Annotated in this window: 26 protein-coding genes and 4 tRNA genes; 16 read left to right on the top strand and 14 right to left on the bottom strand. The window is 59.2% G+C overall.

Annotation, left to right across the window (positions count from 1 at the left end; translation table 11 throughout):
• Window positions 1-28: 28 nt before the first annotated feature.
• The 4 genes from FEU76_RS10460 to FEU76_RS10445 form a co-directional block, all read right to left on the bottom strand.
• Window positions 29-103, bottom strand: a tRNA-His gene (locus tag FEU76_RS10460).
• Window positions 104-135: 32 nt separating this feature from the next.
• Window positions 136-210, bottom strand: a tRNA-His gene (locus FEU76_RS10455).
• A 57-nt stretch (window positions 211-267) separates the two neighbouring features.
• Window positions 268-344: transfer RNA gene (locus tag FEU76_RS10450), tRNA-Arg, on the bottom strand.
• 96 nt (window positions 345-440) lie between these two features.
• Window positions 441-517, bottom strand: a tRNA-Pro gene (locus tag FEU76_RS10445).
• Window positions 518-722: 205 nt separating this feature from the next.
• On the opposite strand from FEU76_RS10445, the gene folD reads away from it, so the two are divergent.
• The gene (gene folD / locus FEU76_RS10440) at window positions 723-1583 is read left to right on the top strand and encodes a bifunctional methylenetetrahydrofolate dehydrogenase/methenyltetrahydrofolate cyclohydrolase FolD (protein ID WP_096923019.1); all 861 of its coding nucleotides are present in this window, start codon (window positions 723-725) and stop codon (window positions 1581-1583) included.
• Window positions 1584-1644: 61 nt separating this feature from the next.
• Window positions 1645-2352, top strand: coding sequence for a 5'-methylthioadenosine/S-adenosylhomocysteine nucleosidase (mtnN, locus tag FEU76_RS10435; RefSeq protein WP_039178027.1), 708 nt, complete (start codon window positions 1645-1647; stop codon window positions 2350-2352).
• Window positions 2353-2394: 42 nt separating this feature from the next.
• Here the strand turns inward: mtnN and pyrC are convergent, their stop codons facing one another.
• Entirely contained in the window at window positions 2395-3432 is a 1038-nt protein-coding gene (gene pyrC, locus FEU76_RS10430) for a dihydroorotase (RefSeq protein WP_144982757.1), read from the bottom strand.
• Between the two features lie 150 nt (window positions 3433-3582).
• On the opposite strand from pyrC, the gene FEU76_RS10425 reads away from it, so the two are divergent.
• Genes FEU76_RS10425 through FEU76_RS10415 form a run of 3 tightly spaced genes read left to right on the top strand, consistent with a single transcriptional unit; the run spans window position 3583 to window position 5854 of the window.
• Window positions 3583-3999: a hypothetical protein gene (locus FEU76_RS10425; RefSeq protein ID WP_096923021.1), complete on the top strand. Its 417-nt coding sequence runs from the start codon at window positions 3583-3585 to the stop codon at window positions 3997-3999.
• A 6-nt stretch (window positions 4000-4005) separates the two neighbouring features.
• Window positions 4006-5277 carry an ATP-binding protein gene (locus FEU76_RS10420; RefSeq protein WP_039178032.1) on the top strand — a complete coding sequence of 424 codons (1272 nt, stop codon included), beginning with the start codon at window positions 4006-4008 and terminating at the stop codon, window positions 5275-5277.
• A 37-nt stretch (window positions 5278-5314) separates the two neighbouring features.
• Window positions 5315-5854 (top strand): response regulator transcription factor, encoded by a 540-nt coding sequence (locus FEU76_RS10415; protein ID WP_016913788.1) that lies wholly within the window; start codon window positions 5315-5317, stop codon window positions 5852-5854.
• A 24-nt stretch (window positions 5855-5878) separates the two neighbouring features.
• Here the strand turns inward: FEU76_RS10415 and FEU76_RS10410 are convergent, their stop codons facing one another.
• Both FEU76_RS10410 and hybE read right to left on the bottom strand, forming a co-directional pair.
• Window positions 5879-6652, bottom strand: coding sequence for a 3-hydroxybutyrate dehydrogenase (locus FEU76_RS10410; RefSeq protein ID WP_144982754.1), 774 nt, complete (start codon window positions 6650-6652; stop codon window positions 5879-5881).
• Window positions 6653-6745: 93 nt separating this feature from the next.
• On the bottom strand, window positions 6746-7177 hold the full coding sequence (gene hybE / locus FEU76_RS10405; RefSeq protein ID WP_144982751.1) for a [NiFe]-hydrogenase assembly chaperone HybE: 432 nt from the start codon (window positions 7175-7177) through the stop codon (window positions 6746-6748).
• Between the two features lie 149 nt (window positions 7178-7326).
• On the opposite strand from hybE, the gene FEU76_RS10400 reads away from it, so the two are divergent.
• Both FEU76_RS10400 and FEU76_RS10395 read left to right on the top strand, forming a co-directional pair.
• Entirely contained in the window at window positions 7327-7590 is a 264-nt protein-coding gene (locus tag FEU76_RS10400; RefSeq protein WP_039178039.1) for a GrxA family glutaredoxin, read from the top strand.
• Between the two features lie 131 nt (window positions 7591-7721).
• On the top strand, window positions 7722-8489 hold the full coding sequence (locus FEU76_RS10395) for a DUF1338 domain-containing protein (RefSeq protein WP_096923023.1): 768 nt from the start codon (window positions 7722-7724) through the stop codon (window positions 8487-8489).
• Window positions 8490-8514: 25 nt separating this feature from the next.
• Here FEU76_RS10395 and FEU76_RS10390 read toward each other — a convergent pair whose 3' ends face one another.
• Together FEU76_RS10390 and FEU76_RS10385 are read right to left on the bottom strand one after the other, a co-directional pair.
• Window positions 8515-9177, bottom strand: a complete 663-nt coding sequence (locus FEU76_RS10390) for a CoA transferase subunit B (protein WP_039178044.1) — start codon at window positions 9175-9177, stop codon at window positions 8515-8517.
• A gap of 21 nt (window positions 9178-9198) precedes the next feature.
• Window positions 9199-9897 (bottom strand): CoA transferase subunit A, encoded by a 699-nt coding sequence (locus tag FEU76_RS10385; protein WP_039178046.1) that lies wholly within the window; start codon window positions 9895-9897, stop codon window positions 9199-9201.
• 186 nt (window positions 9898-10083) lie between these two features.
• Between FEU76_RS10385 and FEU76_RS10380 the strand changes: the two genes are divergently transcribed.
• From FEU76_RS10380 to FEU76_RS10370, 3 genes are all read left to right on the top strand, one after another.
• The gene (locus tag FEU76_RS10380; RefSeq protein ID WP_144982748.1) at window positions 10084-10980 is read left to right on the top strand and encodes a LysR family transcriptional regulator; all 897 of its coding nucleotides are present in this window, start codon (window positions 10084-10086) and stop codon (window positions 10978-10980) included.
• A gap of 169 nt (window positions 10981-11149) precedes the next feature.
• Entirely contained in the window at window positions 11150-12031 is an 882-nt protein-coding gene (locus tag FEU76_RS10375; protein WP_144982745.1) for an acyltransferase, read from the top strand.
• 119 nt (window positions 12032-12150) lie between these two features.
• Window positions 12151-12933: a LysM peptidoglycan-binding domain-containing protein gene (locus tag FEU76_RS10370; protein ID WP_144982975.1), complete on the top strand. Its 783-nt coding sequence runs from the start codon at window positions 12151-12153 to the stop codon at window positions 12931-12933.
• Between the two features lie 62 nt (window positions 12934-12995).
• On the opposite strand, the gene FEU76_RS10365 is transcribed toward FEU76_RS10370, so the two are convergent.
• Window positions 12996-13511 carry a POTRA domain-containing protein gene (locus FEU76_RS10365; protein WP_144982742.1) on the bottom strand — a complete coding sequence of 172 codons (516 nt, stop codon included), beginning with the start codon at window positions 13509-13511 and terminating at the stop codon, window positions 12996-12998.
• A gap of 227 nt (window positions 13512-13738) precedes the next feature.
• Here FEU76_RS10365 and FEU76_RS10360 point away from each other — a divergent pair, with 227 nt between their 5' ends.
• Entirely contained in the window at window positions 13739-14758 is a 1020-nt protein-coding gene (locus tag FEU76_RS10360) for a helix-turn-helix domain-containing protein (RefSeq protein WP_144982739.1), read from the top strand.
• Window positions 14759-14786: 28 nt separating this feature from the next.
• Here the strand turns inward: FEU76_RS10360 and gcvT are convergent, their stop codons facing one another.
• From gcvT to FEU76_RS10345, 3 genes are all read right to left on the bottom strand, one after another.
• A complete protein-coding gene (gene gcvT / locus FEU76_RS10355) occupies window positions 14787-15899 on the bottom strand; it encodes a glycine cleavage system aminomethyltransferase GcvT (protein WP_144982736.1) in 1113 nt (370 codons plus the stop codon).
• A gap of 88 nt (window positions 15900-15987) precedes the next feature.
• Window positions 15988-17391, bottom strand: coding sequence for an alanine/glycine:cation symporter family protein (locus FEU76_RS10350; RefSeq protein WP_039178057.1), 1404 nt, complete (start codon window positions 17389-17391; stop codon window positions 15988-15990).
• Between the two features lie 69 nt (window positions 17392-17460).
• Window positions 17461-17802, bottom strand: a complete 342-nt coding sequence (locus tag FEU76_RS10345) for a hypothetical protein (RefSeq protein WP_144982733.1) — start codon at window positions 17800-17802, stop codon at window positions 17461-17463.
• On the opposite strand from FEU76_RS10345, the gene gcvH reads away from it, so the two are divergent.
• Together gcvH and gcvP are read left to right on the top strand one after the other, a co-directional pair.
• Window positions 17801-18190: a glycine cleavage system protein GcvH gene (gene gcvH, locus FEU76_RS10340; RefSeq protein WP_039178059.1), complete on the top strand. Its 390-nt coding sequence runs from the start codon at window positions 17801-17803 to the stop codon at window positions 18188-18190. The two genes, FEU76_RS10345 and gcvH, sit on opposite strands and share 2 nt — an antisense overlap.
• Before the next feature lie 165 nt (window positions 18191-18355).
• Window positions 18356-21247: an aminomethyl-transferring glycine dehydrogenase gene (gene gcvP, locus FEU76_RS10335; RefSeq protein WP_144982730.1), complete on the top strand. Its 2892-nt coding sequence runs from the start codon at window positions 18356-18358 to the stop codon at window positions 21245-21247.
• A 33-nt stretch (window positions 21248-21280) separates the two neighbouring features.
• On the opposite strand, the gene FEU76_RS10330 is transcribed toward gcvP, so the two are convergent.
• Window positions 21281-22180 (bottom strand): LysR family transcriptional regulator, encoded by a 900-nt coding sequence (locus FEU76_RS10330; RefSeq protein ID WP_039178064.1) that lies wholly within the window; start codon window positions 22178-22180, stop codon window positions 21281-21283.
• Between the two features lie 215 nt (window positions 22181-22395).
• Between FEU76_RS10330 and ppnN the strand changes: the two genes are divergently transcribed.
• The 3 genes from ppnN to FEU76_RS10315 all read left to right on the top strand — a co-directional run bounded on the left by ppnN (window position 22396) and on the right by FEU76_RS10315 (window position 24848).
• On the top strand, window positions 22396-23778 hold the full coding sequence (gene ppnN, locus FEU76_RS10325; RefSeq protein ID WP_144982727.1) for a nucleotide 5'-monophosphate nucleosidase PpnN: 1383 nt from the start codon (window positions 22396-22398) through the stop codon (window positions 23776-23778).
• A gap of 33 nt (window positions 23779-23811) precedes the next feature.
• Window positions 23812-24540: a sulfite exporter TauE/SafE family protein gene (locus tag FEU76_RS10320; protein WP_081193248.1), complete on the top strand. Its 729-nt coding sequence runs from the start codon at window positions 23812-23814 to the stop codon at window positions 24538-24540.
• Window positions 24541-24644: 104 nt separating this feature from the next.
• Window positions 24645-24848: a hypothetical protein gene (locus tag FEU76_RS10315; protein ID WP_039178069.1), complete on the top strand. Its 204-nt coding sequence runs from the start codon at window positions 24645-24647 to the stop codon at window positions 24846-24848.
• Window positions 24849-24850: the final 2 nt, after the last annotated feature.

Raw genomic sequence — 24850 nt, 5'->3', positions numbered from 1 at the left:
AACTTCGAGGGAGAGATAATCAGGTTAATGGGGTGGATGATGGGGATCGAACCCACGACCACCGGAGCCACAATCCGGGGCTCTACCACTGAGCTACATCCACCACAACCTGGATACTGCAGAACGTCTTGTCGATGGGGTGGATGATGGGGATCGAACCCACGACCACCGGAGCCACAATCCGGGGCTCTACCACTGAGCTACACCCACCATGACAAAACAGATGCTTGATAATACCGACTGGAAAAAACGAGACCGTCTTCTTGATGGCACGCCCAGCAGGACTCGAACCCGCAACCTACGGCTTAGAAGGCCGTTGCTCTATCCGGTTGAGCTATAGGCGCACATAATGTATCCAGAGATACCGATGAGCACTTGACCACAACCAAAGCTTGGAAAGCAGTGTTACTTTTGACTTCAAGTAATCGGCTTCAAGTAAATGGTCGGGATGGAGGGATTCGAACCCCCGACATCCTGCTCCCAAAGCAGGCGCGCTACCAGACTGCGCTACATCCCGATACTTGCCTTGACCGCTGCTGCGTGTCCCGTCTCAAGCGAGGCATATATTACTATTTCTGATTCTAAAGTCAACACTTAAAGTGTTTGATTCGATAGATGCTTTGCCTGACCGCCCTGCCATGCGAAAATTGCGCAGCCGAATTGCTCGGTTACCGAGCCGTATCCTTTATTAGCTTCTCCATCTTCAATAGGGATCTCACTACATGACCGCCCAACTCATCGATGGCAAAGCCATCGCCGCGCATGTCCGTCAACGCGTTGCCGCCCGAATCCAGGCGCGTCAGCAGGAAGGTGTGCGTGCACCCGGACTAGCCGTGGTCGTGGTCGGCGAGGACCCTGCCTCACATGTCTATGTCAACAACAAGCACCGCGCCTGTGAGCAGGCAGGCATTCTTTCTTTTCAACATGCCCTGCCCGCCGATACGACGCAATCTGCCCTGGAAGCCTTGGTAGACGAACTCAACGCCGACCCCAGCGTCGATGGCATTCTGGTACAGCTACCGCTACCGGCACACCTCGATGCCAGGCCCATCCTGGAGCGCATCCGTCCCGACAAGGACGTGGATGGCTTCCACCCCTACAACCTGGGACGCCTGGCGCAACGACTGCCCTCCCTGCGCCCCTGCACGCCCAAAGGCATCATGACCATGCTGGCACAAAGCGGCATTGCCGTGCGCGGCATGGACGCCACGATCGTTGGCGCATCAAACATCGTGGGCCGCCCCATGGCCCTGGAACTGATGCTGGCAGGCTGTACGACAACGGTCTGCCACCGCTTCACACGCGACCTGGCAAGTCACGTCAGCCGTGCAGACCTGGTGGTCGTCGCCGTGGGCAAACCCGGCATCGTTAAGGGTGAGTGGATCAAACCCGGCGCGGTGGTCATCGATGTAGGCATCAACCGCCAAGAGGATGGCAGCCTGGTCGGCGACGTGGACTTTAGCGCGGCAGCCGAGCGCGCCAGCCACATCACTCCCGTGCCTGGCGGCGTTGGCCCCATGACGGTGGCCACTCTGCTCGAAAACACGCTGGAAGCCGCTGAGCGCCACGACCAGCAGCGCTGAACCCGGACACGCTCTAGACACTGGCAGCTCCCTGCCTCATTGACCTGCGGAGAACATCACGGTGCAACGTATTGGTATCATCGGCGCCATGGCGCAAGAAGTGAACATCCTGGCCAGCCAACTGGCGGATGCTGAGCGTGCCGAGCACGCAGGCTTCGTATTTCACACCGGCACATTACATGGGCTGGAAGTCGTCATTCTCCAATCCGGCATCGGCAAGGTGAACGCCGCCGTCGGTACCGCCATTCTGCTGGAGCGCTACCAGCCAGAAGCCATCATCAACACCGGGTCTGCCGGCGGTTTTGCCACGGACTTGGCCATTGGTGATGTGATCATTTCGGATGAAGTGCGCCACCATGACGTGGATGCCACGGTCTTTGGCTATGCCTTGGGACAAGTGCCCGGCATGCCCGAGGCCTACCAGGCCAGCGAACACCTGCGCAGCGTGGCACGCAGCGCCATTGCCGCCCTGGGCGAAGTGACGGTGAGAGAAGGCATGGTCGCCACCGGCGATTCGTTCATGGCCGACCCGGAGCGGGTAGCCAAGACCCGCGCCCAGTTCCCCACCATGCTGGCGGTCGAGATGGAAGGTGCTGCCATTGCCCAGACCTGTCATCTGTATGGCTGCCCCTTCGTGGTGATTCGCGCTCTGTCCGATATCCCGGGCAGCGGTGACAACCACCTCTCCTTCGAGCAGTTTCTGGAAGTGGCCGCCGACCACTCTTCACGCATGGTCAATCAGATGCTGTCGAAGCTGGCCAGCGAATGACCCTGAAAACCCCATCGCCGCCAGGCGATGGGGGTTCACCTCTTACCCCTCCATTTTCCACGCCAGGGTTTCACCCGCCTGCAAAGGCACGATGGTCTGCCCTGAAGCATAAGGATAGCTTTCCGGCAGCTGCCACTCCCGGCGCACCAGAGTAACCGTATCGGCATTGGGCGCCAGCCCATAAAAACGTGGCCCGTTCAGGCTGGCGAATGCTTCCAGCTTGTCCAGTGCCCCAACCGACTCGAACGCCATCGCGTAAAGCTCGATAGCGGCAGGTGCCGTATAGGCGCCGGCGCAGCCGCAGCTTGATTCCTTGTCGCCCTTGGCGTGAGGAGCGCTGTCGGTTCCCAGAAAGAATTTCGCACTGCCGCTGGTGGCCGCTTTCAACAGCGCCTGACGGTGCTGCTCACGCTTCAGGATTGGCAGGCAGTAGTAGTGAGGACGAATGCCACCGGCCAGCATCTGGTTACGATTGAACAACAGGTGGTGAGCGGTGATGGTCGCTGCGACATTGTCCGACGCATCAGCGACGAATTCAGCGGCTTGCTGCGTCGTGATGTGTTCGAACACGACCTTCAACGTCGGGTGACGAGCCAACAGAGGTTTCATGACGCGCTCGATGAACACGGCTTCACGGTCGAAGATGTCGATGTCGTGGTCGGTCACTTCGCCATGCACCAGCAGCGGCATTCCCAGCCGCGCCATGGTGGCAATGGCTGCGTCGCAATGAGCGATATCGGTGACGCCGGAAGCCGAGTTGGTCGTTGCCCCCGCCGGATAGAGCTTGACCGCTTTGACCACACCGCTGGCAACAGCTCGCTCGATCTCTTCTGCGGGCGTCGTGTCGGTGAGGTACAGCACCATCAGCGGCTCGAACGCGCTGCCTTCCGGCAAGGCCGCCAGGATACGTTCACGATAGGCCATGGCCTGCTCGGTCGTCGTCACCGGCGGCTTGAGATTGGGCATGATGATGGCCCGCCCCATCTGGGCTGCGGTATGGCCTACCACCGCATTCAGCGCCTCGTCGTCGCGAAGGTGAAGGTGCCAATCGTCGGGGCGAGTGATCGTGATAGCGTCCACGGCAAGTCCTGTCTTGAAAGTGAAAGAGGGGTGTCACGGCTGCACAGTATACCCAATCGCCCCGTGGGATAAATCTGCACACGACCCCCACAGGCCCAGCCAAGTGTCGTATCATGACGCCACGTTGTAAGACCAAGGATGCTGTTGTTTATGCAGAACGTACGACGCTATGCGGATGTCATTGCCAGCATAGAGGGGTTGGTGTGGCTAGGCCTTGCCTGGTCGATCTCCATTTCCATGTATCAGCAGAGTACCGAGCCTACGCTAGCCATGTTGTTCGTGGTAGGCGCACTGCTGCTGTTCAGTTGGGCACACCGACCGCTGCGCTATCTGCTGATGCGCTACCACATTCGCAAGCGGCGCACCGACATGTGGATGCACACATTGGCCCTGCCCCTGTTGCTGGCCATGTTTTTCCATATCCTGCTGGAAACGCTGCTGGGCACTGCCTGGCTGCCACCCAAAATACTGCTGTTCAACCTGCTGGCATCGGCGGGTTGGTTAACCTTCGTCATGACGCTATTCATCAAGTTCGTGATTCATAGCGTCAAGACATCGAGCAAGTAATCGTCCATGGCCACCGCCCTGCCCCTGCCGCTCTCCACGCCCAACCGCAATCTGGTCCGGCTGACCATCGTCCGAGGGATCACCTGGACGGGCTTTCTGATGGCGATCATCGTCGGCATCGAACTGCTGGCGTTCAATCTGCCGGTCACGGCGGTGGTCAGCGTAGTCATCGCCATGGGCATGCTGAACATTGCCACCTGGTGGCGGCTGGGCCGCCCCAGAGCGGTCACCCATATCGAGTATCTGGCCCACCTGCTGGCAGACATCACCGGGCTGACGCTGCTGTTCTATTTTTCCGGGGGGTCTACCAACCCTTTCATCACCTATTATCTGGTGCCGGTGACCATTGCCGCTGCCACACTGCCGTGGCGACATGCCTGGATCATTGCTGCCTGTGCCATGGGCGGCTACACCTTCCTGATGTTTTTCTACCACCCCATACCGCAGCTGGGGCATATCAGCAGTGACGGCCCTTTAAGCCTGCATGTGCTGGGCATGTGGCTCAACTTTGGCCTGTCGGCGGGGCTCGTGACCTTTTTTATCTACAAGATGGCCCATGCCCTACGCAGCCGAGACAAAGCGCTATCGCGCACCAGGGAAGCCGCACTGCGCAACGAGCAGGTGCTGGCAGTGGCCACCCAGGCCGCCGGCACGGCCCATGAGCTGGGCACTCCGCTGTCGACCATGGCCGTGCTGCTGAAAGAGATGCAGGCTGACACAGCCCAGGACTCGGCGCTTGCCGATGACATCGCGCTTCTGCGCCAGCAGGTGGACATCTGCAAATCGCGGCTGCAGCATCTGGTCAACAACGCCGACCGGCGGCGCATGGCCGAGCCGGAGATCCTCGACGCCGAAGTATGGCTGGCAGGCGTGGTCCAACGCTGGCTGGTGATCCGTCCTGACGTCAACCACCATTTCGACGTGGCCGAGCGGCGGGGACGACCATGGATTGCGGTAGACGCCACCCTCGACCAGGCCCTCACCAACCTGCTCAACAACGCCGCCGATGCCAACCCCGAGCACATCGCCATTCGCCTGGATTGGCAGGACGAGAGCGTCGTGATCGATATCCGCGACCATGGCCCCGGCATTGCGATGTCGATAGCCGACCAGCTGGGTGATACCTTCGTATCGACCAAGAGCAAGGGGATGGGCATCGGGCTTTTCCTGACTCACGCCACGATCAATCGGTTTGGTGGTGGTGTGAGCCTGTATAATCACCCGGAAGGGGGAACACTGACGGAAGTGACGCTGCCACGCTGCTCCGCACCGGGCTAGCCTGCCATCAGTGCCAAGTCAGACCATCGAGGATGCCATGCAGAACCAAGACCAGCGCCTGTTGATCGTGGATGATGATGAAATGTTCTGTCACGTACTGAGCCGCGCGCTGACGCGCCGTGGCTTCGAAGTGATGGTAGCCCATGACGCCGACCAGGCCATGGCGACCGCCGCGCAGTTCCTGCCCACCATGGCCACGCTGGATTTGAAGCTCGAGCACAGCTCGGGGCTCAAACTGCTGCCCGAGCTGCTCAATACCGTGCCGGGTTGCCGTATCGTCGTACTGACCGGGTACTCCAGCATTGCCACCGCCGTCGAAGCCATCAAGCTGGGAGCCATCAACTACCTGTGCAAACCCGCCGACGCCGATGACGTCATGGCAGCCTTCGAACATCCGGAGGCCGACCCCAACGTCGAGCTGGCCGACAATCCGCCCTCGATCAACCGCATTACCTGGGAACACATCCAGAAAGTGCTACAGGAGCACGATGGCAACATTTCGGCTACGGCAAGAGCCCTTGGCATGCATCGCCGGACGCTTCAGCGCAAGCTGCAGAAGCGCCCGGTACGCCGTTAGCCGTTAGCCGTTAGCCGTTAGCCGTTAGTGGGCAGTCCAGCCCAGGTCGATGTTCCAGCTGGCACCGGTCACCGCGCCAGCGGCATCCGACGCCAGATAAGCGACTAGCTGGGCCACTTCGGAAGGCTCGATCAGGCGTTTCACCGCGGCGTTTTTCAACATGATCTTCTCGATCACTTCCTGCTCATCCATGTTATTGAGCTTTGCCTGGTCGGCAATCTGATTGTCGACCAGCGGCGTCTTGACGTAGGCCGGGCAAATGGCATTGGCCGTGATGCCCTGCTCGCCCCCTTCTAGGGCCGCCGTCTTGGTCAGACCGATAATGCCATGTTTGGCACTGATGTAGGCCGCCTTGCCAGGAGACGCCACCTGCGCATGGATAGAAGCGATATTGATGACCCGCCCCCATCCCTTCTGACGCATGTGCGGCCAGGCGGCCTGGGTCAGCAGGAAAGGCGCGGTCAACATCAGGTCGATGATTTGCCGCCACTTCTCTTCGGGGAACGACTCGATGGCCGCGACGTGCTGGATGCCAGCATTGTTCACCAAAATATCCACGCCACCAAAGCGCTTCACGGCGTCGGCAATGGCACCACGGCAGGCGTCCGGGTCGGTCAAATCGGCCCTGTAGAACGCCGCACCGGCCTGGTCGGCCACCTCCTGACCCGCCTCGTTGAAATCCACTGCCAAGACCTGGTGGCCCTGCTCGCAAAAATGCTTGACCACAGCGGCACCGATACCACTGCTGGTACCGGTGACGACTGCAACACGGGGCGTTGACGCTTTATCTGCTGACATGCAGGCTTCCTTTTATCGATGTGTCTGAAATGAAGATATAAACACTTAAAACTATAGGTGCTGTCTCGGGCTTCTGCCTTCTGCCAAGTAAATTCAGAGAGTGGCAGATGACATCAACTGTTCCATCATGCGCTGGGCAAGCCGAGACGCCTCTTGCAGACTCTCAAGCTCACTCAGGTCGTCCAGAATGCAGCGCTGATAAAACTCGATACCATTCGGCAAGCGCTCGAGCGTCATGCGATAACGGCCCGATGGCAAGGAGACCACGTGAGACTCTTCCAGAGGGGCCGACAGCGTTGCCTGTTCGGGCACCACCAGCATCCATAATGCACACGGGGTGATCAGCGCGCCTACCAGCGTGCTGGCGCCGCTGATCCGCAGGTCGCTGTATTGAAAGCACAGCGCATCCACACTCAATCGCGGGTTGTAATGGGCCTCCTTTTTCAGCGCCGATAACGATGCGTTTCGGTAGCTGGTCGCCAACTCGGCCAGATAGCCATAGTCGTGGGCCTGCAAGACTTGCATGAGAATGCTCCTGTAAATGCACGGATCGCGTGACGTCCATTGTAGGGCTTTATGGATAGCGTAGTGTGCTGCTATTGGCGAAACACGCCGGGCTACGCCACAATGGGCGCTACTGTACAAGTCATACCTTATTCAACGGAGTCATTACCATGTTCGTGGTTATTTTTGGGCGTATGTCCTGCCCCTTTTGCGTACGCGCCAAACATCTTGCCGAACACCTGGAGAGCAACGGCAAGATCGAAGGCTATCGCTACGTCGACATGCCATCCGAAGGCGTCACCAAGGAAGATATCGCCAAAACGGCTGGCAAACCCATTCATACCGTCCCGCAGGTCTTCATCGACCAACAGCACATCGGCGGTTACACCGAGTTCGACCAGTTCGTCCGCGACAAGCAGCTGCTGGCTTCTTAGCCCGGCCTCGCCGATTCGGGCGTTAAAACCTCCGTTAATCCGCGTTGAAGCAGCGTCTACTCGCTTGCCTATACTGAGCGTTCGATGATCGTGTTCGATTCACTCAGGTCAGCAGGCGGCGAGGAATGGCGATGCAGCGCGAGGAGTTTTTACAACAGCTTTGGCTGGACTATATCCATAATCATCCGGATATCGGGGCGCTCCGACTATGGCCCATCAGCGCCAGCGCCGAATACCTGACGCTGGTGACGATCAACCACGGGCCTTTTGCCATCAATGCCCTGAGCATACCCTTGGCACGGATGGGCTATCGTTCCGTTGGCCACTATGCCATGGCAGACAAAGGGCTCCTGATTCATTTGCTGGCACCTAACGATGACAGCAGTTGGCTAGTGCTCGCCGAACTCCAGGTGGGCACGCTCTCCAAAGCTCCCAGAGAAGCACTCACCGCCTTGATACGGCAGAGCCATCCAACCGACTGCAAGGGCCACAATCTGCTGTCTCGCGGCCGCCCATGGCCCATGCCCAGCTGGACGCTCTACCAACAGCTGCATACCGCCCATCCACTGGCCGCCTGGCTGGCGGTGATGGGGCCACGGCTTCACCACGCCGGGTTCGATTGCGCCACGCTGAATGCCTCGCTGGACTCGCTGGGCCTGCAGTTGGAGCATGTCGGCCTGTACGCCCTCGATAGCCAGCAAAACGGGGTTTTCTCGGTCTCCAGCCTGCTGAATCATCGTTTCTACCCCGCCATGCCACAAAAAATCGTGTTCAGCGATGGGGACGAACACCGCCTTTGCCTCGGAGGGCTGTCGCTGACACAGCGCCATGTGGAAGACGACCACAAGCGGCTGGCGGAAATCCTGCTGCCCTTCCATGCCCGCTGCGAAATGGCGTGAGTCTCACTGACCCACGCCACTCATGTCATGCGTCGAAGGTCATTTCAGGCACATGATCGGGAACGATCAGCTTGCCAGCCGTCTTTTCGACGATCTCCTCGACGCTGACGCCAGGCGCACGCTCCTTGAGAATGAACGCTCCGTCCTTGATTTCAAGGTAAGCCAGGTCAGTCAGCACTCGATTGATGCAGCCAGCCCCGGTCAACGGCAGCGAGCATTTTTCCAGCAGTTTGGACTCACCATGCTTGGAAGCGTGGGTCATGGTACAGATGATGTTATCGGCACCCGCCACCAGGTCCATGGCACCGCCCATGCCCTTGATGAGTTTTCCCGGAATCATCCAGGACGCGATATTGCCTTCCTGGTCTACCTCGAAAGCGCCGAGCACGGTCAAATCCACGTGCCCGCCACGGATCATCGCAAAGGATTCGGCTGAAGAGAAAATGGCCGCGCCAGGTCGTGCTGTCACGGTCTGCTTGCCCGCATTGATCATGTCAGGGTCGACTTCTTCCTCGGTAGGAAAGCGCCCCATGCCCAGCAAGCCGTTTTCCGACTGCAGCATGACATCCATGCCGTCGGGGATATAGTTGGCCACCAGCGTGGGAATGCCGATTCCCAGATTCACATAGAACCCGTCCTGGAGTTCACGAGCCACTCGCTGTGCCATTTGTTCGCGTGTCAAAGCCATGGTGCCACCTCTTGTCGTTGATTAGCTGCGCACGGTGCGCTGTTCGATACGTTTCTCGAACGTGCCCTGAATGATGCGATCCACATAAATACCCGGCGTATGGATCTGACTGGGCTCCAGTTCGCCTGGCTCAACGATCTCCTCTACTTCTACCACGGTGATCTTGCCGGCAGTAGCGGCCATGGGGTTGAAGTTCTGGGCGGTGTGGCGGTACATGACATTGCCGTAACGATCGGCTTTCCACCCTTTGACGATGGCGAAGTCACCTTTGATAGCCTCTTCGAGGATATAGTGACGACCGTCGAACTCACGCACTTCCTTGCCTTCACCGATCGGCGTACCGTACCCGGTGGCTGTAAAGAACGCCGGGATGCCCGCTCCGCCTGCGCGCATCTTCTCTGCCAGCGTACCTTGCGGTGTCAGCACCACTTCGATTTCATTGTTCAGCATCTGTTGCTCGAACAATGCGTTTTCGCCTACATAGGACGCGATGATCTTGCTGATCTGACGGTCTTCGAGGAGGATACCCAGCCCAAAGCCATCGACACCACAGTTGTTGGACACCACGGTCAGGTCATTGACCGCACGGCGTTTGATTTCGGCAATCAGGTTCTCGGGAATGCCACACAGGCCAAAGCCACCTGCAATCACGGTCATGCCGCTTTCCAGGCCTTCCATTGCTTCTTCATAGGAAGATACACGCTTGTCGAATCCTGCCATTGTGTTGCCTCACGTGGTTGGTAAAACGTTATCAGATATTGTTGGTTACGTGGTTGCTGACCAGTCTGGCACAAAAGCTGCGCGCTGGATGCAGTTGCTTCGATAGAGTCAGTGTTGTGTCTGGTGATATATTTGTTAAGTTTGTTTTTCTTATCAATTTATTTTAATAACTTATAAAGAGTTCTCATGACCGTCAAGCAGCTAAGGGCCTTTCTGGCCGTGGCCCAAACTCTCAGCTTTACTCAGGCATGCGAACGCCTGCATCTTTCCCAACCCGCGCTCAGCCTGGCCATCAAAGGGCTCGAAGACTCACTGGGCGGCAAGCTGCTGATTCGCAGCACGCGTAGCGTTCGTCTCACACCCGAGGGGGAGTCGCTGTTTCCGCTGGCCAAGCACCTGCTGGCCCAGTGGGACAACACCGAAGAACGCTTGCGGCAACGCTTTACCCTGCAGCTGGGACGGCTGAGCGTGGCCGCCATGCCGTCGTTTGCCTGCAACTTGCTGCCCGGCGCGCTGGTCAAGTTCCGTCAGCGCTATCCCAAGATCAACGTCACCGTGCACGATGTCATCAATGAAGAAGTGATGGACATGGTGCGCTCCAGGCAAGTCGAGCTGGGCATTGCGTTCGCCCCCGAAGGCGCTGGCAGCTTGAGCTTTACGCCGCTCTTCGAAGATCAGTTCGTGGCCGTCGTCCCCCTCGACTCCCCGCTGGCCCATCGGCAAAGCCTGGATTGGCAAGAGCTGCTGCGCCACGACGTGATCACCCTGCAACGCCCTTCCATGGTACGGCGCCTGCTGGAACAGGAATTAGCCGCTCAAGGTATCGAACTGCCCGTCGCCTTCGAAAGCCATCAGCTGTCGACCGTGGGGCGTATGGTCGCAGCGGGTCTGGGCGTCAGCGCCGTGCCCTCCATGTGCATTCAACAAATGGACGAGCTAGGTGCCCACTGCCTGCCACTGACCGAGCCCAGCATTGCCTGTCGAGTGGGCATCTTGACCCATCAGGAGCTCTCCGTCGCGGCCCATGCGTTGCGTAACGTCCTCATCGAAAACGTGAAAACTCCCAGGCTGGCGCGGCACTGACAACGCCCTTCATGGCAAAGTTATGCTGGGCAGCTCGCGCTTGTTCCATTAGCATTTGTCCCCACATGCGTAGAGTCGTCTTGGCACGCCTTCCACATCAGGGGCCTTGGCAGTTGCTTTGTGCGTAGTATCGCTTTGTGCGTAGTATCAGTAGATCGAGGACCGCGGTATGCCAATTATCAAAGGGGGTGTCAGCATCTTGCTGCTGACGCTGAACACACTGGTTTGGGGTGTGCCCCTTATTATTCTGACGCTGCTCAAAGTAATGGCACCTGGCCGAAAGGCCAAGGAGTGGTTGCTGAAAGGGCTGTGCGCGGTGGCCTTGAACTGGATAGGCGTCAACCTATGGTGGATGCGCCTATGGTTGAAGCCGCAGGTGTCCATTCAGGTGCCCGACAACCTCACGCCCGAGCAGTGGTGGCTGGTCATTTCCAATCACCGCAGTTGGACCGATATTTTCATTCTGTTCATGGCGCTCCATCGTCGCATCCCGATGCCACGTTTTTTTCTCAAGCATCAACTGATCTGGATTCCGATTGTGGGGCTGGCTTTCTGGGCACTGGAATTTCCTTTCATGCGACGCTTTACCCGCGAGCAGATTGCCAGAAACCCAAAGCTGGCCACGATCGACAGAGAATCCACCGAGCGCATTTGCCGCCGTGCACGGCTCGCCCCCATTTCGATTTTCAATTTTGTGGAAGGCACTCGCTTCACGCCGCTCAAGCGTGATGCACAGCAGAGCCCTTATCGTCACTTGCTGCGTCCCAAGGCAGGCGGCGTCGGGCAAGTACTTAGCCTGCTAGGTAACCAATTGGATGGTATCCTTGATGTCACCATCAGCTATACCAATCCAACCCCGACGTTCATGGGCTTTCTGTGTGGAAAAGAAGCCCCGATTACCCTCGAAGCCAGGCAGATTGATATCCCGGAGTGGATGCAAAATGCCAACTACCACGAAGATTCGCAGCACAAGGAACGCTTCCACGCATGGATCAATTCACTGTGGCAGGAAAAAGACGCGTTGCTGGACACTCTCAGCGACCACGACTAGGGCACTGGTTGAGCGCTTGCCTGGTCGTCAGCCTGCTGGCGGGCTGTGCCAGCTCGACCCCCTCGACCAGCCAACGTGCTCCGACAAGCAGCAGCGCCAGCACGTTGAGCGGTGGCTGGATCGAAGTGGGCCGGGGAGACACCTTGGGGCAGTTGGCCGCTCGCGCCAATGTCCCCATCGAACGCTTGGAGCGCTTCAATCCGGGCGTCGATGCGCGACGCCTTAACGTCGGTCAACGGCTGTTGATACCCACCCAGCAGGAGCGCGCGCCCTCAGGCGGGCCTTACCGCTATCAGGTACGCGCGGGTGATACCTATTCTGGCATTGCACGCCATTTCGGCACGACCACAGGAAGGATCCAGAGCGCCAACCCCGGCACTCCCGCTACCGCACTGCGGGTTGGCCAGATCATCAGCGTACCGTTGAGCGGCAGCGGCAGAGCCGTTGCAGCCAGCAGTGGCGGGTCGAGCGGCTCATCGGCAGCACCCGCGACGCCTGCGGCAACGCCCAGCGCCAGCCTGCCCGCCTCGGCACGCCGTTGGCCATGGCCGCTGGAAGATTACCGGGTCGTGCGGCGCTTTGGTGCCGATAGCCGTGGCACGCTGCAACCGATGTTGCTAGCTACCCAGGCTGGTGCCAAGGCCAAGGCCGTGGCGCCTGGAGAAGTGCGCTTTGCCGATGGCATGCGCCAGTTGGGAGAGGTGGTGATCGTGCATCATGCCGACAACCTGCAAAGCGTATATGCGCTTTGCGAGCGGCTGCTGGTCAACGTCGGCCAGCAGGTCAGCGCTGGCGATGCCTTGTGCGAAGTTGGCCAAAGCGCCTCGACGCAGCGCTATGATCTGCTCTTCGACCTGCGCCAGGGCGGCAAGCCCATCGACCCGCGACAGGTATTGAGGTAAGCATCCATCCATATCAGGGGCGGTGAGGATCGCCGCCCCTTCCTCTATTTTCAAACCGATGTCTACAAACCGCCACTCGACTCCGTTGCAGCCACCCACCCCCGCTTGGTGTGACTCCGCTCGACCACTCTCACATGCAGCGTCCCCCCAAACAGATCCTGCTTCATCAAGCGTGCTCTGGCCGACAAGCCTCGCTCACGATAAAGCTCACTCAGCGTCAACATGGCCGCCTGGATCTCTTCAAGACTCAACGTCTGGCCAAGCAGTGGCGACAGGTAGTCGGATAACTCTGCCGCAGGAATGAGAGAGGCCCCTTGGATGACGACCTGTTCAAAGCGCATTTTAGGCTCGGCCGTGTAGAGGTAGGCCTGGGTAGGCGCACTCAGCCATGGCATGACCAGTGCCTGTCGCTCGCTCATGGCTGCCAACCCCTCAGGAGATGCAGAAGGCGTATCTTCGGCAAATGCCAATGGGGAGCAAACGAGAATCGACCACCTGGCCAGCTGCCTGATACGTGACCAGGCTGGCGACTGTCCGATGTCGGCCCGCCCCGCCGTTTTGAATGCTGATTCAGCCATGAGTATCCCCTGTGTCGTTAGCGCCCATCGCACTGCACACACTCGAAACAGCCAATGTGTTACAGATTGTGTTGTGTGTTACTGATTGTTTTTCCCCGGAGAAATAACCACAACCCTTGGCCGACACTTTGGGACGCCATGAAGATAGAAAGAGACACTTTGCGATAAACGCAACCCATCAGCGATAATCCGCTCACCCCCTTGTGCGCTTCCTGGAGAACCAGGTGATGACTGATCAACGTATCGTTTACACCTCGTCTGACGCATTGTTGCCAGGCATGACGCGCATGGAAGAGTGGCAGTTTCGCATGCAGGCTACGTTGAATTTTGACACCTCGTTTGCATGCGAGCAGGCCAGCCAGCTGGCCTGGGAAGTCACGACCCATCATTTCGCAGGTTTGATCGGCGTACTCATGCAGCTGTCGCCGCAGAAGATAGAACGCACGCCAGCCAGCCTCTCCCAGGCAGACGTGGACTATCTGATGGTGGACTTGATACTGGCAGGAGAAGTGTGGAGCCGCGCCGGGCACCGTGAGACAGTCGCCAAAGCCGGAGATTTCCTGGTACTGGATCTGATGCAGCAGAGCACCATCACCCTGCATCAGCCTGCCACGCTGATTTCCTGGGTACTTCCCAGAACTGCTCTGCCCCAGGATCCAGCAGCGCTACACGGGATGTTACTCGACCATCGCCAGCCCGCTGCTCGGCTACTGGGAGCACAGTTGCGGGAACTCATGGCGTGCAGCCCGGAACTGAGCGCAGAAGACATCGCCTTTTATGGTGCCGAAAGCACACATCAACTGGTCACGACGCTCTCTCGGCAACTGGCTCAACCTGGCCAGGTCGAGTATCAGCCCCCCTTGCTGGGGCGCATTTGCCTGTATATCGAACAGCATCTCGGTGACAGGACGCTTTCTCCGCAGGATTTGTCGCACCGTTTCGGCTTGGCACGCGCTTCACTCTACCGCCTCTTCGAACCCATGGGAGGCGTGGCGAGTTACATTCGCAAGCGCCGCTTGCTCACCGCCAGGCGCTGCTTGATGGATCATCGGCAGCATCACTTGCGCATCGGGCAAATTGCCCACCGCTGTGGGCTCGAGGCGAGCACGTTCAGCCGTTTGTATACCCAAGCGTTCGAAATGACACCGCGTCAGGCACGCACCCTGAGCCTGATGGCACGCCCGCTGGAATCCATCGAGACCCTCGATATCCAGCGAGCGCACCTGGGCTGGTTTCGTCAGCTATAGCCAACGGCCCTCATGGCCGGTACAGAGCTCAACCTCGATAGTAGCCTGGTTCCACAAAAGGCATTGGCGTGACCGTCATGGGCAGCGATTTACCCCGAACCAGCGCAAACACCGTCGTGCCCGGCGCTTCCCATTGCCGTTCCACGTAGCCCATGGCCACGGGCTTGTTGACGCTGGGGCCAAACCCGCCGGAGGTTACCTGACCGATCTCCTGGCCTGACTCATCCACCAGTGTGACGCCCTCACGCACAGGGGCACGCCCTTCCCCCACCAGACCGACCCGCTTGCGGGAATGATCCTTGGCATCCACCTGATGCAGAATGATATCCGCCCCCGGGAAACCTGCCGGGCGCTCTCCCCCATGGCGGCGCGGCTTGCCGATGGCCCAGATCAAGCTGGCCTCTACCGGCGTGGTGGTCATGTCCATGTCATGACCATAAAGGCACAGACCCGCCTCAAGACGCAGAGAATCCCGTGCCCCCAGGCCAATCGCCTCCACTTCCGGTTCGGCGAGTAGCGCTTCGGCCAACGCCTGGCTCGCCTCTGCGGCCACGGAAATCTCGAAGCCATCCTCTCCGGTATAACCGCTGCGGCTGATCCACACCTCGTGACCGGCCAGGCTGAAACGACCATGTTGCATGAACGTCATGTCACAGGCCGCGGGGCACAGGCGCTGCATGACATCACGCGCCTGGGGCCCTTGCAGCGCCAGCAAACCTCGATCCAGCACATCGATCTGGTGAGTAGAACCCAGGTTGGTGCGTAGATGAGCAATATCCTGATCCTTGCAGGCCGCATTGACCACCAGATAGAAGTGATCTCCGGCGTTCACCACCATCAGGTCATCGATGATGCCGCCCTCGGTCCCGGTAAACAGGCCATAGCGCTGCTGGCCGACCTTCAGCCCCACCAGATCGGCGGGAATCAACGTCTCCAGGGCTTCTGCCACACCGTCGCCGGACACCAGAATCTGCCCCATGTGCGACACGTCAAACAGGCCGCACTGCTGGCGCGTATGCTCGTGCTCCTTTTTCACCCCCAACGGGTACTGTACGGGCATCTCATAGCCCGCAAAGGGCACCATTTTCGCGCCTAGCTGAGTGTGCAGTGCATGCAGCGGCGTACGTTTAAGTTCGGTCATGGGTTTCCTCAATGGTCAAAAGAGAAACGGGAAGCCTTAAAGGCTTCCCGGCTCTGGTGGATCTTATCTTCCCGCCTGTGAAAGGCGCTTATTTATCGTGATCCAGGGCTTCACCCGGCAGGATGTCCTTACCCGCAAAATAATCCCGAGTGAGTTTAAACACAACCGGCGACAGCAGCGCCAGCGCAATCAGGTTGGGAATGGCCATCATCGCGTTGAAGGTATCGGCCATCAGCCAGATGAAGCCCAGTTGCGCAATGGCTCCCAGCGGGATGGCCAAGACGAACAGCACGCGGTACAGCATGATGGAGCGCGTGCCAAACAGGAACTGGCAGCACTTCTCGCCGTAGAACGACCAGCCCAGAATGGTGGTAAAGGCAAAGATGGCCAGCGCCACGGCGACGATCTGATTACCAAAGCCCGGCAAGGCTGCATCGAAGGACAGCGCGGTCAGAGAGGCCCCTGCTTCGCCATCGATCCATACCGTAGAGGTCAGAATGACCAGCGCGGTGATGGTACATACGATGATCGTGTCGATGAACGTACCCAGCATGGCGATCAAGCCCTGACGAACCGGGTTGCGGGTCTGTGCCGCCGCATGGGCGATGGGCGCACTACCGAGGCCCGCTTCGTTGGAGAAGATGCCCCGCGCCACGCCAAAACGAATGGCCGCCATGACGGCAGCACCGGCAAAGCCACCGGCAGCGGCAATCGGGTTGAAGGCATAGTAGAAAATCAGTCCAAAAGCCTCGCCAATTTGTCCGGCATTGACGATCAGTACCAGCAGCCCGGCGGCGACATAGGCAATCCCCATGATCGGCACCAGCTTGCCTGCCACCTTGGCAATACGCTTGATACCACCGAGAATCACCGCCCCGGCCAGTACCATGATGATCACACCCGTCAGCCAATGGGGCACGCCAAAGGTGGCATCCATGGCATCCGCCACCGAGTTGGACTGCACGGTATTACCAATGCCAAAGGCAGCCACGGCACCAAAGAATGAAAACAGGCCGCCCAGCCATAGCCACTTCTTGCCCAGGCCGTTCTTGATATAGAACATCGGCCCACCAATGTGGTGACCGGTGCTGTCGGTTTCACGGTAACGCACCGCCAGAACCGCCTCGGCGAATTTCGTTGCCATGCCCACTAACGCAGTAATCCACATCCAGAAAACCGCACCTGGGCCACCCAGCGCGATGGCCGTCGCGACACCGGCAATGTTACCTGTGCCAATGGTGGCAGAGAGCGCCGTCATCAGCGCATTGAAAGGCGAAATCTCGCCTTCATCGCTGGCTTTCGAAGCGCTCTTGTCGGCAGGTTTTACATCGCGGCCTTGCCACATTAGCTTGAAACCCATGCCGAGCTTGCGTATCGGCATCAGTTTCAAGCCAATTTGCAGGTAGATACCCACCCCCAGCAGCAACACCAGCATCAACGGCCCCCACACCACGCCGTTAATTGCGCCCAACAGGCTCGTCAACATTTCCACACGACTCTCCTTAACCGAAGGATTAGTAAATTTATTATAAAGGTCCTGTCGCTCTTCCACCCATGACGCTCACGGAAGAACACCCTCACGCATGCCTACCATAGCGCTTACTGCACGCTGGAAAAACGCAAGATTGGCATGTTTTATACCATTTTGCTGGTGTACATCCATGGTCATGTCGCCAAAAGGCAGAGAAAGCCTCTTTTTTTGGAAAACCAGCCTGCCTTGCCATGCCGTGAATGACATGCGTTTTTTCTCATTTTGACACTCAAGAGAAACTTGTTTCCAATCGGAAACAAGGTACCATACGCTCATGGCACGCCAGACACCCCGTGCCCAACAGTCGCCAAGCTGAACGACAAACGCTAGTATGCTGTCGTTCACTCCACTGTTTAACAAGGGAACCTTCATGAGCAATCTTCCAGCTAATTTGCGCTACGCTGCCAGCCACGAATGGGTACTGGATCATCAGGACGGTACCGTTACCGTCGGCATCACCGACCACGCCCAACAAGCGCTTGGCGATGTGGTCTTCGTCGAGCTGCCGGAGGTCGGTCAGAGCCTCAGCAAGGGCAAAGAGTTTGGCGTGATCGAATCGGTCAAGGCTGCTTCTGATCTCTACTCGCCGGTGGATGGCGAAGTGATCGAGGTCAATGAAGCGCTGGAAGATGCGCCCGAAACGGTCAATGAAGCCCCTTACGAAGGCGGCTGGATCATGAAGGTACGCGTTGACGGTCAGGCCCTGGAAGGCCTGCTGGATGCCGATGCCTACCAGGCGTCGCTCAGCACCGACGATTGATTCTGCTTCACCCGAACGCCTGCCTCCGTGCAGGCGTTCACGTTAACACCCTGATGCATCACGCGGCCGCACAACCCCCCACGGGTTGTACGAGCGGCACCACAGCCACGCAGAACAGGCTGCCCTGAGACCCCACGGTTTACTCATCACGTTCGGAACCTTCCCATGCCTTTTGAAACACGCCGTTTGGCCGAACTGGCCGACCACGATGCTTTTATCAAACGCCATAACGGGCCTAGCCCCGACGATGTCGCCACCATGCTAAAAGCGCTCGATTTGCAGCGCATGGAAGATCTGATCGAGCAGACCGTGCCAAGCGATATTCGCTTGGGCCGCGAACTGGCACTGGACGCCCCCCGCAGTGAAGCAGAAGCCCTGGATTACCTGAGCCAGCTGGCACGCCAGAACCGCGTGGCCAAAAGCTACATTGGCCAGGGTTATTACAACACTCATATGCCCGCCGTGATTCAGCGCAACGTGCTGGAAAACCCAGGCTGGTACACCGCCTACACGCCTTACCAGCCCGAAATTTCTCAGGGGCGCCTGGAAGGTCTGCTGAATTTTCAGCAGGTGGTCATGGATCTCACCGGCATGGAACTTGCCAACGCTTCCCTGCTGGATGAGGCCACCGCCGCCGCCGAGGCCATGGCGCTGTGCAAACGCGGCAACAAGAAGAGCAAGTCCAACACCTTTTTCGTGGCCGAAGACGTCTTCCCGCAAACCCTGGACGTCATCAAGACCCGCGCGGAATTCTTTGGCTTCGAACTGAAGATTGCACCGGCGGAGCAACTGGCAGACGAGGAGGTGTTCGGCGCGCTGGTTCAGTACCCGTCCGCCAGCGGCAACATCACTGACCTCGCCCCGCTGCTCGCCAAGGCCCAGGAAAAGGGCGTCATGACCTGTGTCGCCACGGATCTGCTGAGCCTGGTACTGCTGAAAGAGCCCGGTATCTTTGGTGCCGACATCGTCGTGGGCAGCTCGCAGCGCTTTGGCGTACCCATGGGCTTCGGTGGCCCACATGCAGCGTTTTTTGCCACCTCCGACAAGCTCAAGCGTTCCATTCCGGGCCGCATCATCGGCGTTTCAAAAGACAGCCGTGGCAAGACCGCGCTGCGCATGGCCATGCAGACCCGCGAACAGCACATTCGTCGCGAGAAGGCCACTTCCAACATCTGTACCGCCCAGGCGCTGCTGGCCAACATTGCCGGTTTCTATGCCACTTATCACGGTGCCGAGGGGCTGCGCAAAATTGCTGGCCGCGTTCACCGCCTGACCACCCTGCTGGCCACCGGCCTGCAACAGGCGGGCGTGCAGCTGGCCAACGATAGCTGGTTCGATACGCTGCGCCTTGCGCAGATCGATGCTGGCAAGATCCATGGCCGCGCCATGACCCATGACATCAACCTGCACTACTTCGCCAATGGCGATGTCGGCATCAGCCTCGACGAAACCACGACGGCCCATGACGTCGCGACCCTGTTCGATGTCCTGCTCGGCGATGAGCACGGTCTTTCCGTCGCCGCCCTCGACGAGCAAGTGGTGGAAGGCAAGCTGACAGGCATTCCGGCAGAGTACCAGCGGGAAAGCGACTTCCTGAGCCATCCGACGTTCACGCGCTACCGCAGCGAAACCGAAATGCTGCGCTACCTGAAACGCCTGGAGAACAAAGACCTCTCCCTGGCTCATGCCATGATTCCGCTGGGCTCATGCACCATGAAGCTCAACGCCACCAGCGAGATGATTCCGGTCTCTTGGCCTGCCTTCGCGCATCTGCACCCCTTCGCGCCTCGCGACCAGGTGGCGGGCTATCATCAGATGATCGACGAGCTGGCCGCTTTCCTGGTGGAAGTGACCGGCTATGATCATATCTCCATGCAGCCCAACTCTGGCGCTCAGGGCGAATATGCCGGCTTGCTGGCCATTCGCCGCTACCAGGCCGCCCAAGGCGAAGCCCACCGGGATGTGTGCCTGATTCCCAGCTCTGCCCACGGCACCAACCCGGCATCTGCCGCCATGCTGAGCATGGAGGTGGTGGTGGTCGAGTGCGACGCCAACGGCAACATCGACCTGGCCGACCTGACCCAGAAGGCCGAGCAGTACAGCGAGCGGCTCTCGGCGGTAATGATCACCTACCCGTCTACCCACGGCGTGTTCGAGTCCCACGTTCGTCAGGTGTGTGAGGTGATTCACCAGCACGGTGGCCAGGTCTACGTGGACGGTGCCAACATGAACGCCCAGGTGGGGCTGACACGCCCAGGCGACTTCGGCGGGGATGTATCGCACCTCAACCTGCACAAGACCTTCTGCATTCCTCACGGGGGTGGCGGTCCGGGCATGGGCCCCATTGGCGTCAAGGCGCATCTGGCTCCTTACGTTTCCAACCACGTGGTCACGCCCATCGATGGCGTACAGCCCGGTGGCGCAGTGTCTGCTGCCGCCTTTGGCAGCGCCTCGATCCTGCCCATCTCCTGGGCGTACATCAAAATGATGGGCGCGCGGGGGCTGCGCGAGGCAACGGAGATCGCCATTCTCAACGCCAACTACATCGCCAAACGGCTGGCGCCGTCCTACCCGATTCTCTATCGCGGCCAGAACGGCTATGTGGCCCACGAGTGCATCATCGACATCCGCCCGCTCAAGAGCGCCTCGGGTATCAGTGAAGAAGATATCGCCAAGCGACTGATGGACTATGGCTTCCATGCGCCGACCATGTCGTTCCCGGTACCCGGCACGCTGATGATCGAGCCTACCGAGTCCGAATCACTCTACGAGATCGACCGTTTCTGCGACGCGATGATTGCCATTCGTGAAGAGATCGCGCGCGTCGAGAATGGAGAGTGGCCGCTGGACAACAACCCGCTGGTCAATGCACCGCATACCCAGGCCGACGTCATGGACAGCGACTGGCAGCGCCCCTATGACCGCCAGCTAGGGGCTTTCCCCAGCGAAGCCGTCGCCGCCGCCAAGTACTGGCCGTCGGTCAACCGAGTGGATAACGTCTTTGGTGATCGCCAACTGGTGTGCTCGTGCCCCAGCATTGACGAATACCGCCGCTAGGCAAGCCCCCCTCACACGCCTCTGGGGCCCTGTTCAGGGTTCCAGAGGCGTCGTTTCTTGTAGCCGCTGATCATGGAAGCCCTTGAGCAGCTTCTCGTAACGCTTGGGCAACACGGAATCCTTGCGCCGCAGCAGATAGAGCACTTCGTGAATGACCTGCGACAGTGGCAGCGGCTTCACCTGGCGCTGCCAGGGAGAAGTTTCCAATACCAGCCGTGACACAACGGTAAAGCCGAGCCCCCGGGCCACGGCGTCCAGCACCATGCTGACTTCGTTGGTAAACCCCTGATGGCGAAAATGCGTCATGGAGCGGAACTCGTCGGGGAAGTTGGCCCGTAGCAGCGCGTTGGCGTGATTGATGCCATCGTAGTAATTGATGAAGCCCAACCCCATCAGTTCGGCCAGGGTACTGCCCGCAAAGTCGGCGGGTACCACCAGGCACAGAGGCTCCTTGTGCCAGACGGTGCAGGCAAGCTCGGTATGGTTGAGCTGCTCGGTGACGATGCCGATATCGTAACGCCCTTCCAACAGGTCGTTGACGATTTCATGATTGAAAGCAAAGCTGTAGTTGACGGTCAGGCTGGGGTGCATCTGCTGCTGCCCCAGGATGTAGGGGTAGAACATCAGTCCGACGCTGCCTGGGGAGGCAATGCGGCACTCGCCGCTGTCCAGCGAATCATCGTCCAGACCATGCCTGAACTGCTCATGCTCGGCGAACAGCTTCAACGCATAGTCGTAAGCGCGACGACCAGACTCGGTCAGCGTAAAACTGCGCCCGTGACGCTCGATCAGCGCTTTATCCAGATAGGTTTCCAGCTTTCTGACGTGCTGGCTGACGCCCGGCTGCGTCATCTCCAGGCGTCGCGCGGTGCGCGTGAAACTGCCCGTTTCCACCAGCGTGATAAAGGTACGAAAGTATTGAGCGTTGAACATGGGTTCCCGGCAACTTCATCATTAACGGTCACTGTCACAGTGAGGATCATCAGGGCGCCTGGAATGGATGCCTACCGGCGCCAAGCCTCTAGCCTAGCATAAAAAACGACCGCCTCGGGCACGGATGCCCGTAGCAGGGCAAGGCAGCTGAACGTGAGGGAGCAGCATGCTAGTATGCCGATTGGTCATGACCATACTCAGGGATAGTCCATACAATGACGCAACCTTCAGCACCCCGCGCCACCATTTCCAGCATCATTTCTCCCGAAGGCAGCCTGGAAGTGCTGTCTCAGCACGAGGTCAATCGCCTCAAGAGCACCTCGAAAAGCGGGTTGCATGACTTGTTGCGCCGCTGTGCCCTCGCCGTGCTCAACTGCGGCAGCCCTACCGATGACAGCCTGGCCCTTCTCGAAGCCTACAAGGATTTCGACATCGAAGTGCTGCAGCAGGATCGCGGCATACGCCTGAAGCTCACCAACGCCCCAGCGGAAGCCTTCGTTGACGGACGCATGATACGCGGCATTCGTGAGCACCTGTCGTCGATCATCCGTGACATCGTCTACGTCTATAACGAGATCCAGCATCATAATCGCTTCGATCTCAGCACTGGCGAAGGCACCACCAATGCCGTGTTCCACATTCTGCGCAAGGCGGGCACGCTGAAGCCGGGCCGCGACCCGAGCCTGGTAGTGTGCTGGGGCGGCCACTCTATTTCCCGTGAAGAGTACGAATATACCAAGGACGTCGGCTATCACCTGGGGCTCCGCGACCTGGACATTTGCACCGGCTGCGGCCCGGGGGCCATGAAAGGCCCCATGAAAGGTGCCAACGTCGCGCATGCCAAGCAGCGCCGCAAGGAAGGCCGCTACCTGGGCATTTCCGAGCCTGGCATCATCGCTGCAGAAGCCCCCAACCCGATCGTCAATGAACTGGTGGTGATGCCGGACATCGAAAAGCGCCTGGAAGCTTTCGTGCGCCTGGGCCATGGCATCATCGTGTTCCCTGGCGGCGTGGGTACCGCCGAAGAGATCCTTTACCTGCTGGGCATTCTATTGCACCCCGGCAACCAGGACATCCCCTTCCCGCTGATCTTCACCGGCCCCGCCAGTTCCGCCGCCTACTTCGAGAAGATCGACGAGTTTCTGGTCTACACCCTGGGTGAAGATATCCGCCGCTTCTACACCATTATCACCGGGGACCCGGCGGCCGTGGCGCGCAAGATGCGCGATGGCATCCACCAGGTCAGCGAGTTCCGCCGCCAGCACCAGGATGCGTTCTACTACAACTGGCGCCTGACCATTGCCCGCGAGTTCCAGGCACCCTTCGAGCCTACCCACGAAGCCATGCGCAGCCTGGCGCTGCACCGCCAGCAGCCCACCCACGAGCTGGCAGCCAACCTGCGCCGCGCTTTTTCGGGCATCGTGGCAGGCAACGTGAAAGAGCCGGGCATTCGGGCCATCGAGGCTCACGGGCCTTTCGAACTGACCGCAGAGCCCGAGCTGATGCAGCGCCTGGACGACCTGCTCGGCTCTTTCGTGGCCCAGGGCCGCATGAAACTGGACGGACAGCCCTACACGCCCTGCTATGTGCTCAAATAAGCCCATGTACTCAAAAGAGCCGAGAAACGCCGCATGATCGTCGCTTTCCTGACGCTGATGGCCGCGGGGATCATCAAGGGTGCCATCGGCTCTGGCGTACCGGTCATCGTCATTCCCGTGCTGACCATGCTGTACGACGTCAAGCTGGCCATTGCCGTGCTGGTGGCCCCGAACCTGTTCAGCAATGCCCTGCAGGTCTGGCAGTACCGCCACCATCTGCTGCCGCATCGCTTTCTGCTCTGGTTCGGCCTCTCCGGTGGGCTGGGCATCGTGATCGGCACCTGGGGGCTGGTGGTGCTGTCGCCCACGCTGCTGTCGCTGGGCGTGGCGGCTGCCATCGTGCTCTACCTGGCCATCAAGCTGGCCAACCGCAGCTTTACGCTGCCCTTCCCGCTGGCGCAGCGCATCGTGTTGCCGGTGGGGCTGGTGGCAGGCGTGCTGCAAGGTGCGGCGGGCATGTCCGCCCCGGCGTCAGTGACCTTTCTGAACGCGATGCGCCTGGAGCGCCCGGTGTTCATCGGCTCGATTTCGGTGTTCTTCGTGGCGATCACGCTGGTACAGATCCCGGCTCTGCTCAGCGCCGGGATTCTCACCTGGGAGCGCTCGTTGTACAGTCTGGCTGCCCTGCTGGTCATTCTGGCAGCCATGCCCCTGGGCGCCAGGCTGGGCAAACGCCTGCCGCATCGCTGGTTCGACAGGCTCATCATGTGCCTGTTGGCCACGATTGCCATCAAGATCGTCGTGGATGCATTGATGGCCTAGTCTATACTGGTGCATGATCGTTGCCGAACCGTACTCGGCATTCATGTCATGTATACTTCTTGACTCTTTATCTCTGACTTCAGCACCAAGGAAAGGAGCGACCCATGGAAATGATCAACCAGTTGAGCGATGGCAAGGCCAAAGCCTTTGCCAAACACTGTTTTGAAAGCTATTCCCCGGAAGAACTGAACGCGGCGGCGGCGGGCAGTCCTGACAAGGACCAGGCCGACCACTGGGGCATTACCGAAGGACAGTGGCAAGAAGCCGTGACAGCGGCCCTTGCCGACCATAAAGCCCAGAGTGACTGAAC

It is taken from the genome of Halomonas sp. C22 (assembly GCF_007655045.1).
Lineage (GTDB): Bacteria > Pseudomonadota > Gammaproteobacteria > Pseudomonadales > Halomonadaceae > Vreelandella > Vreelandella hamiltonii.
The sequence above is the reverse complement of the archived record's forward strand: the minus strand, read 5'-3'. Positions and strand labels throughout refer to the sequence as shown.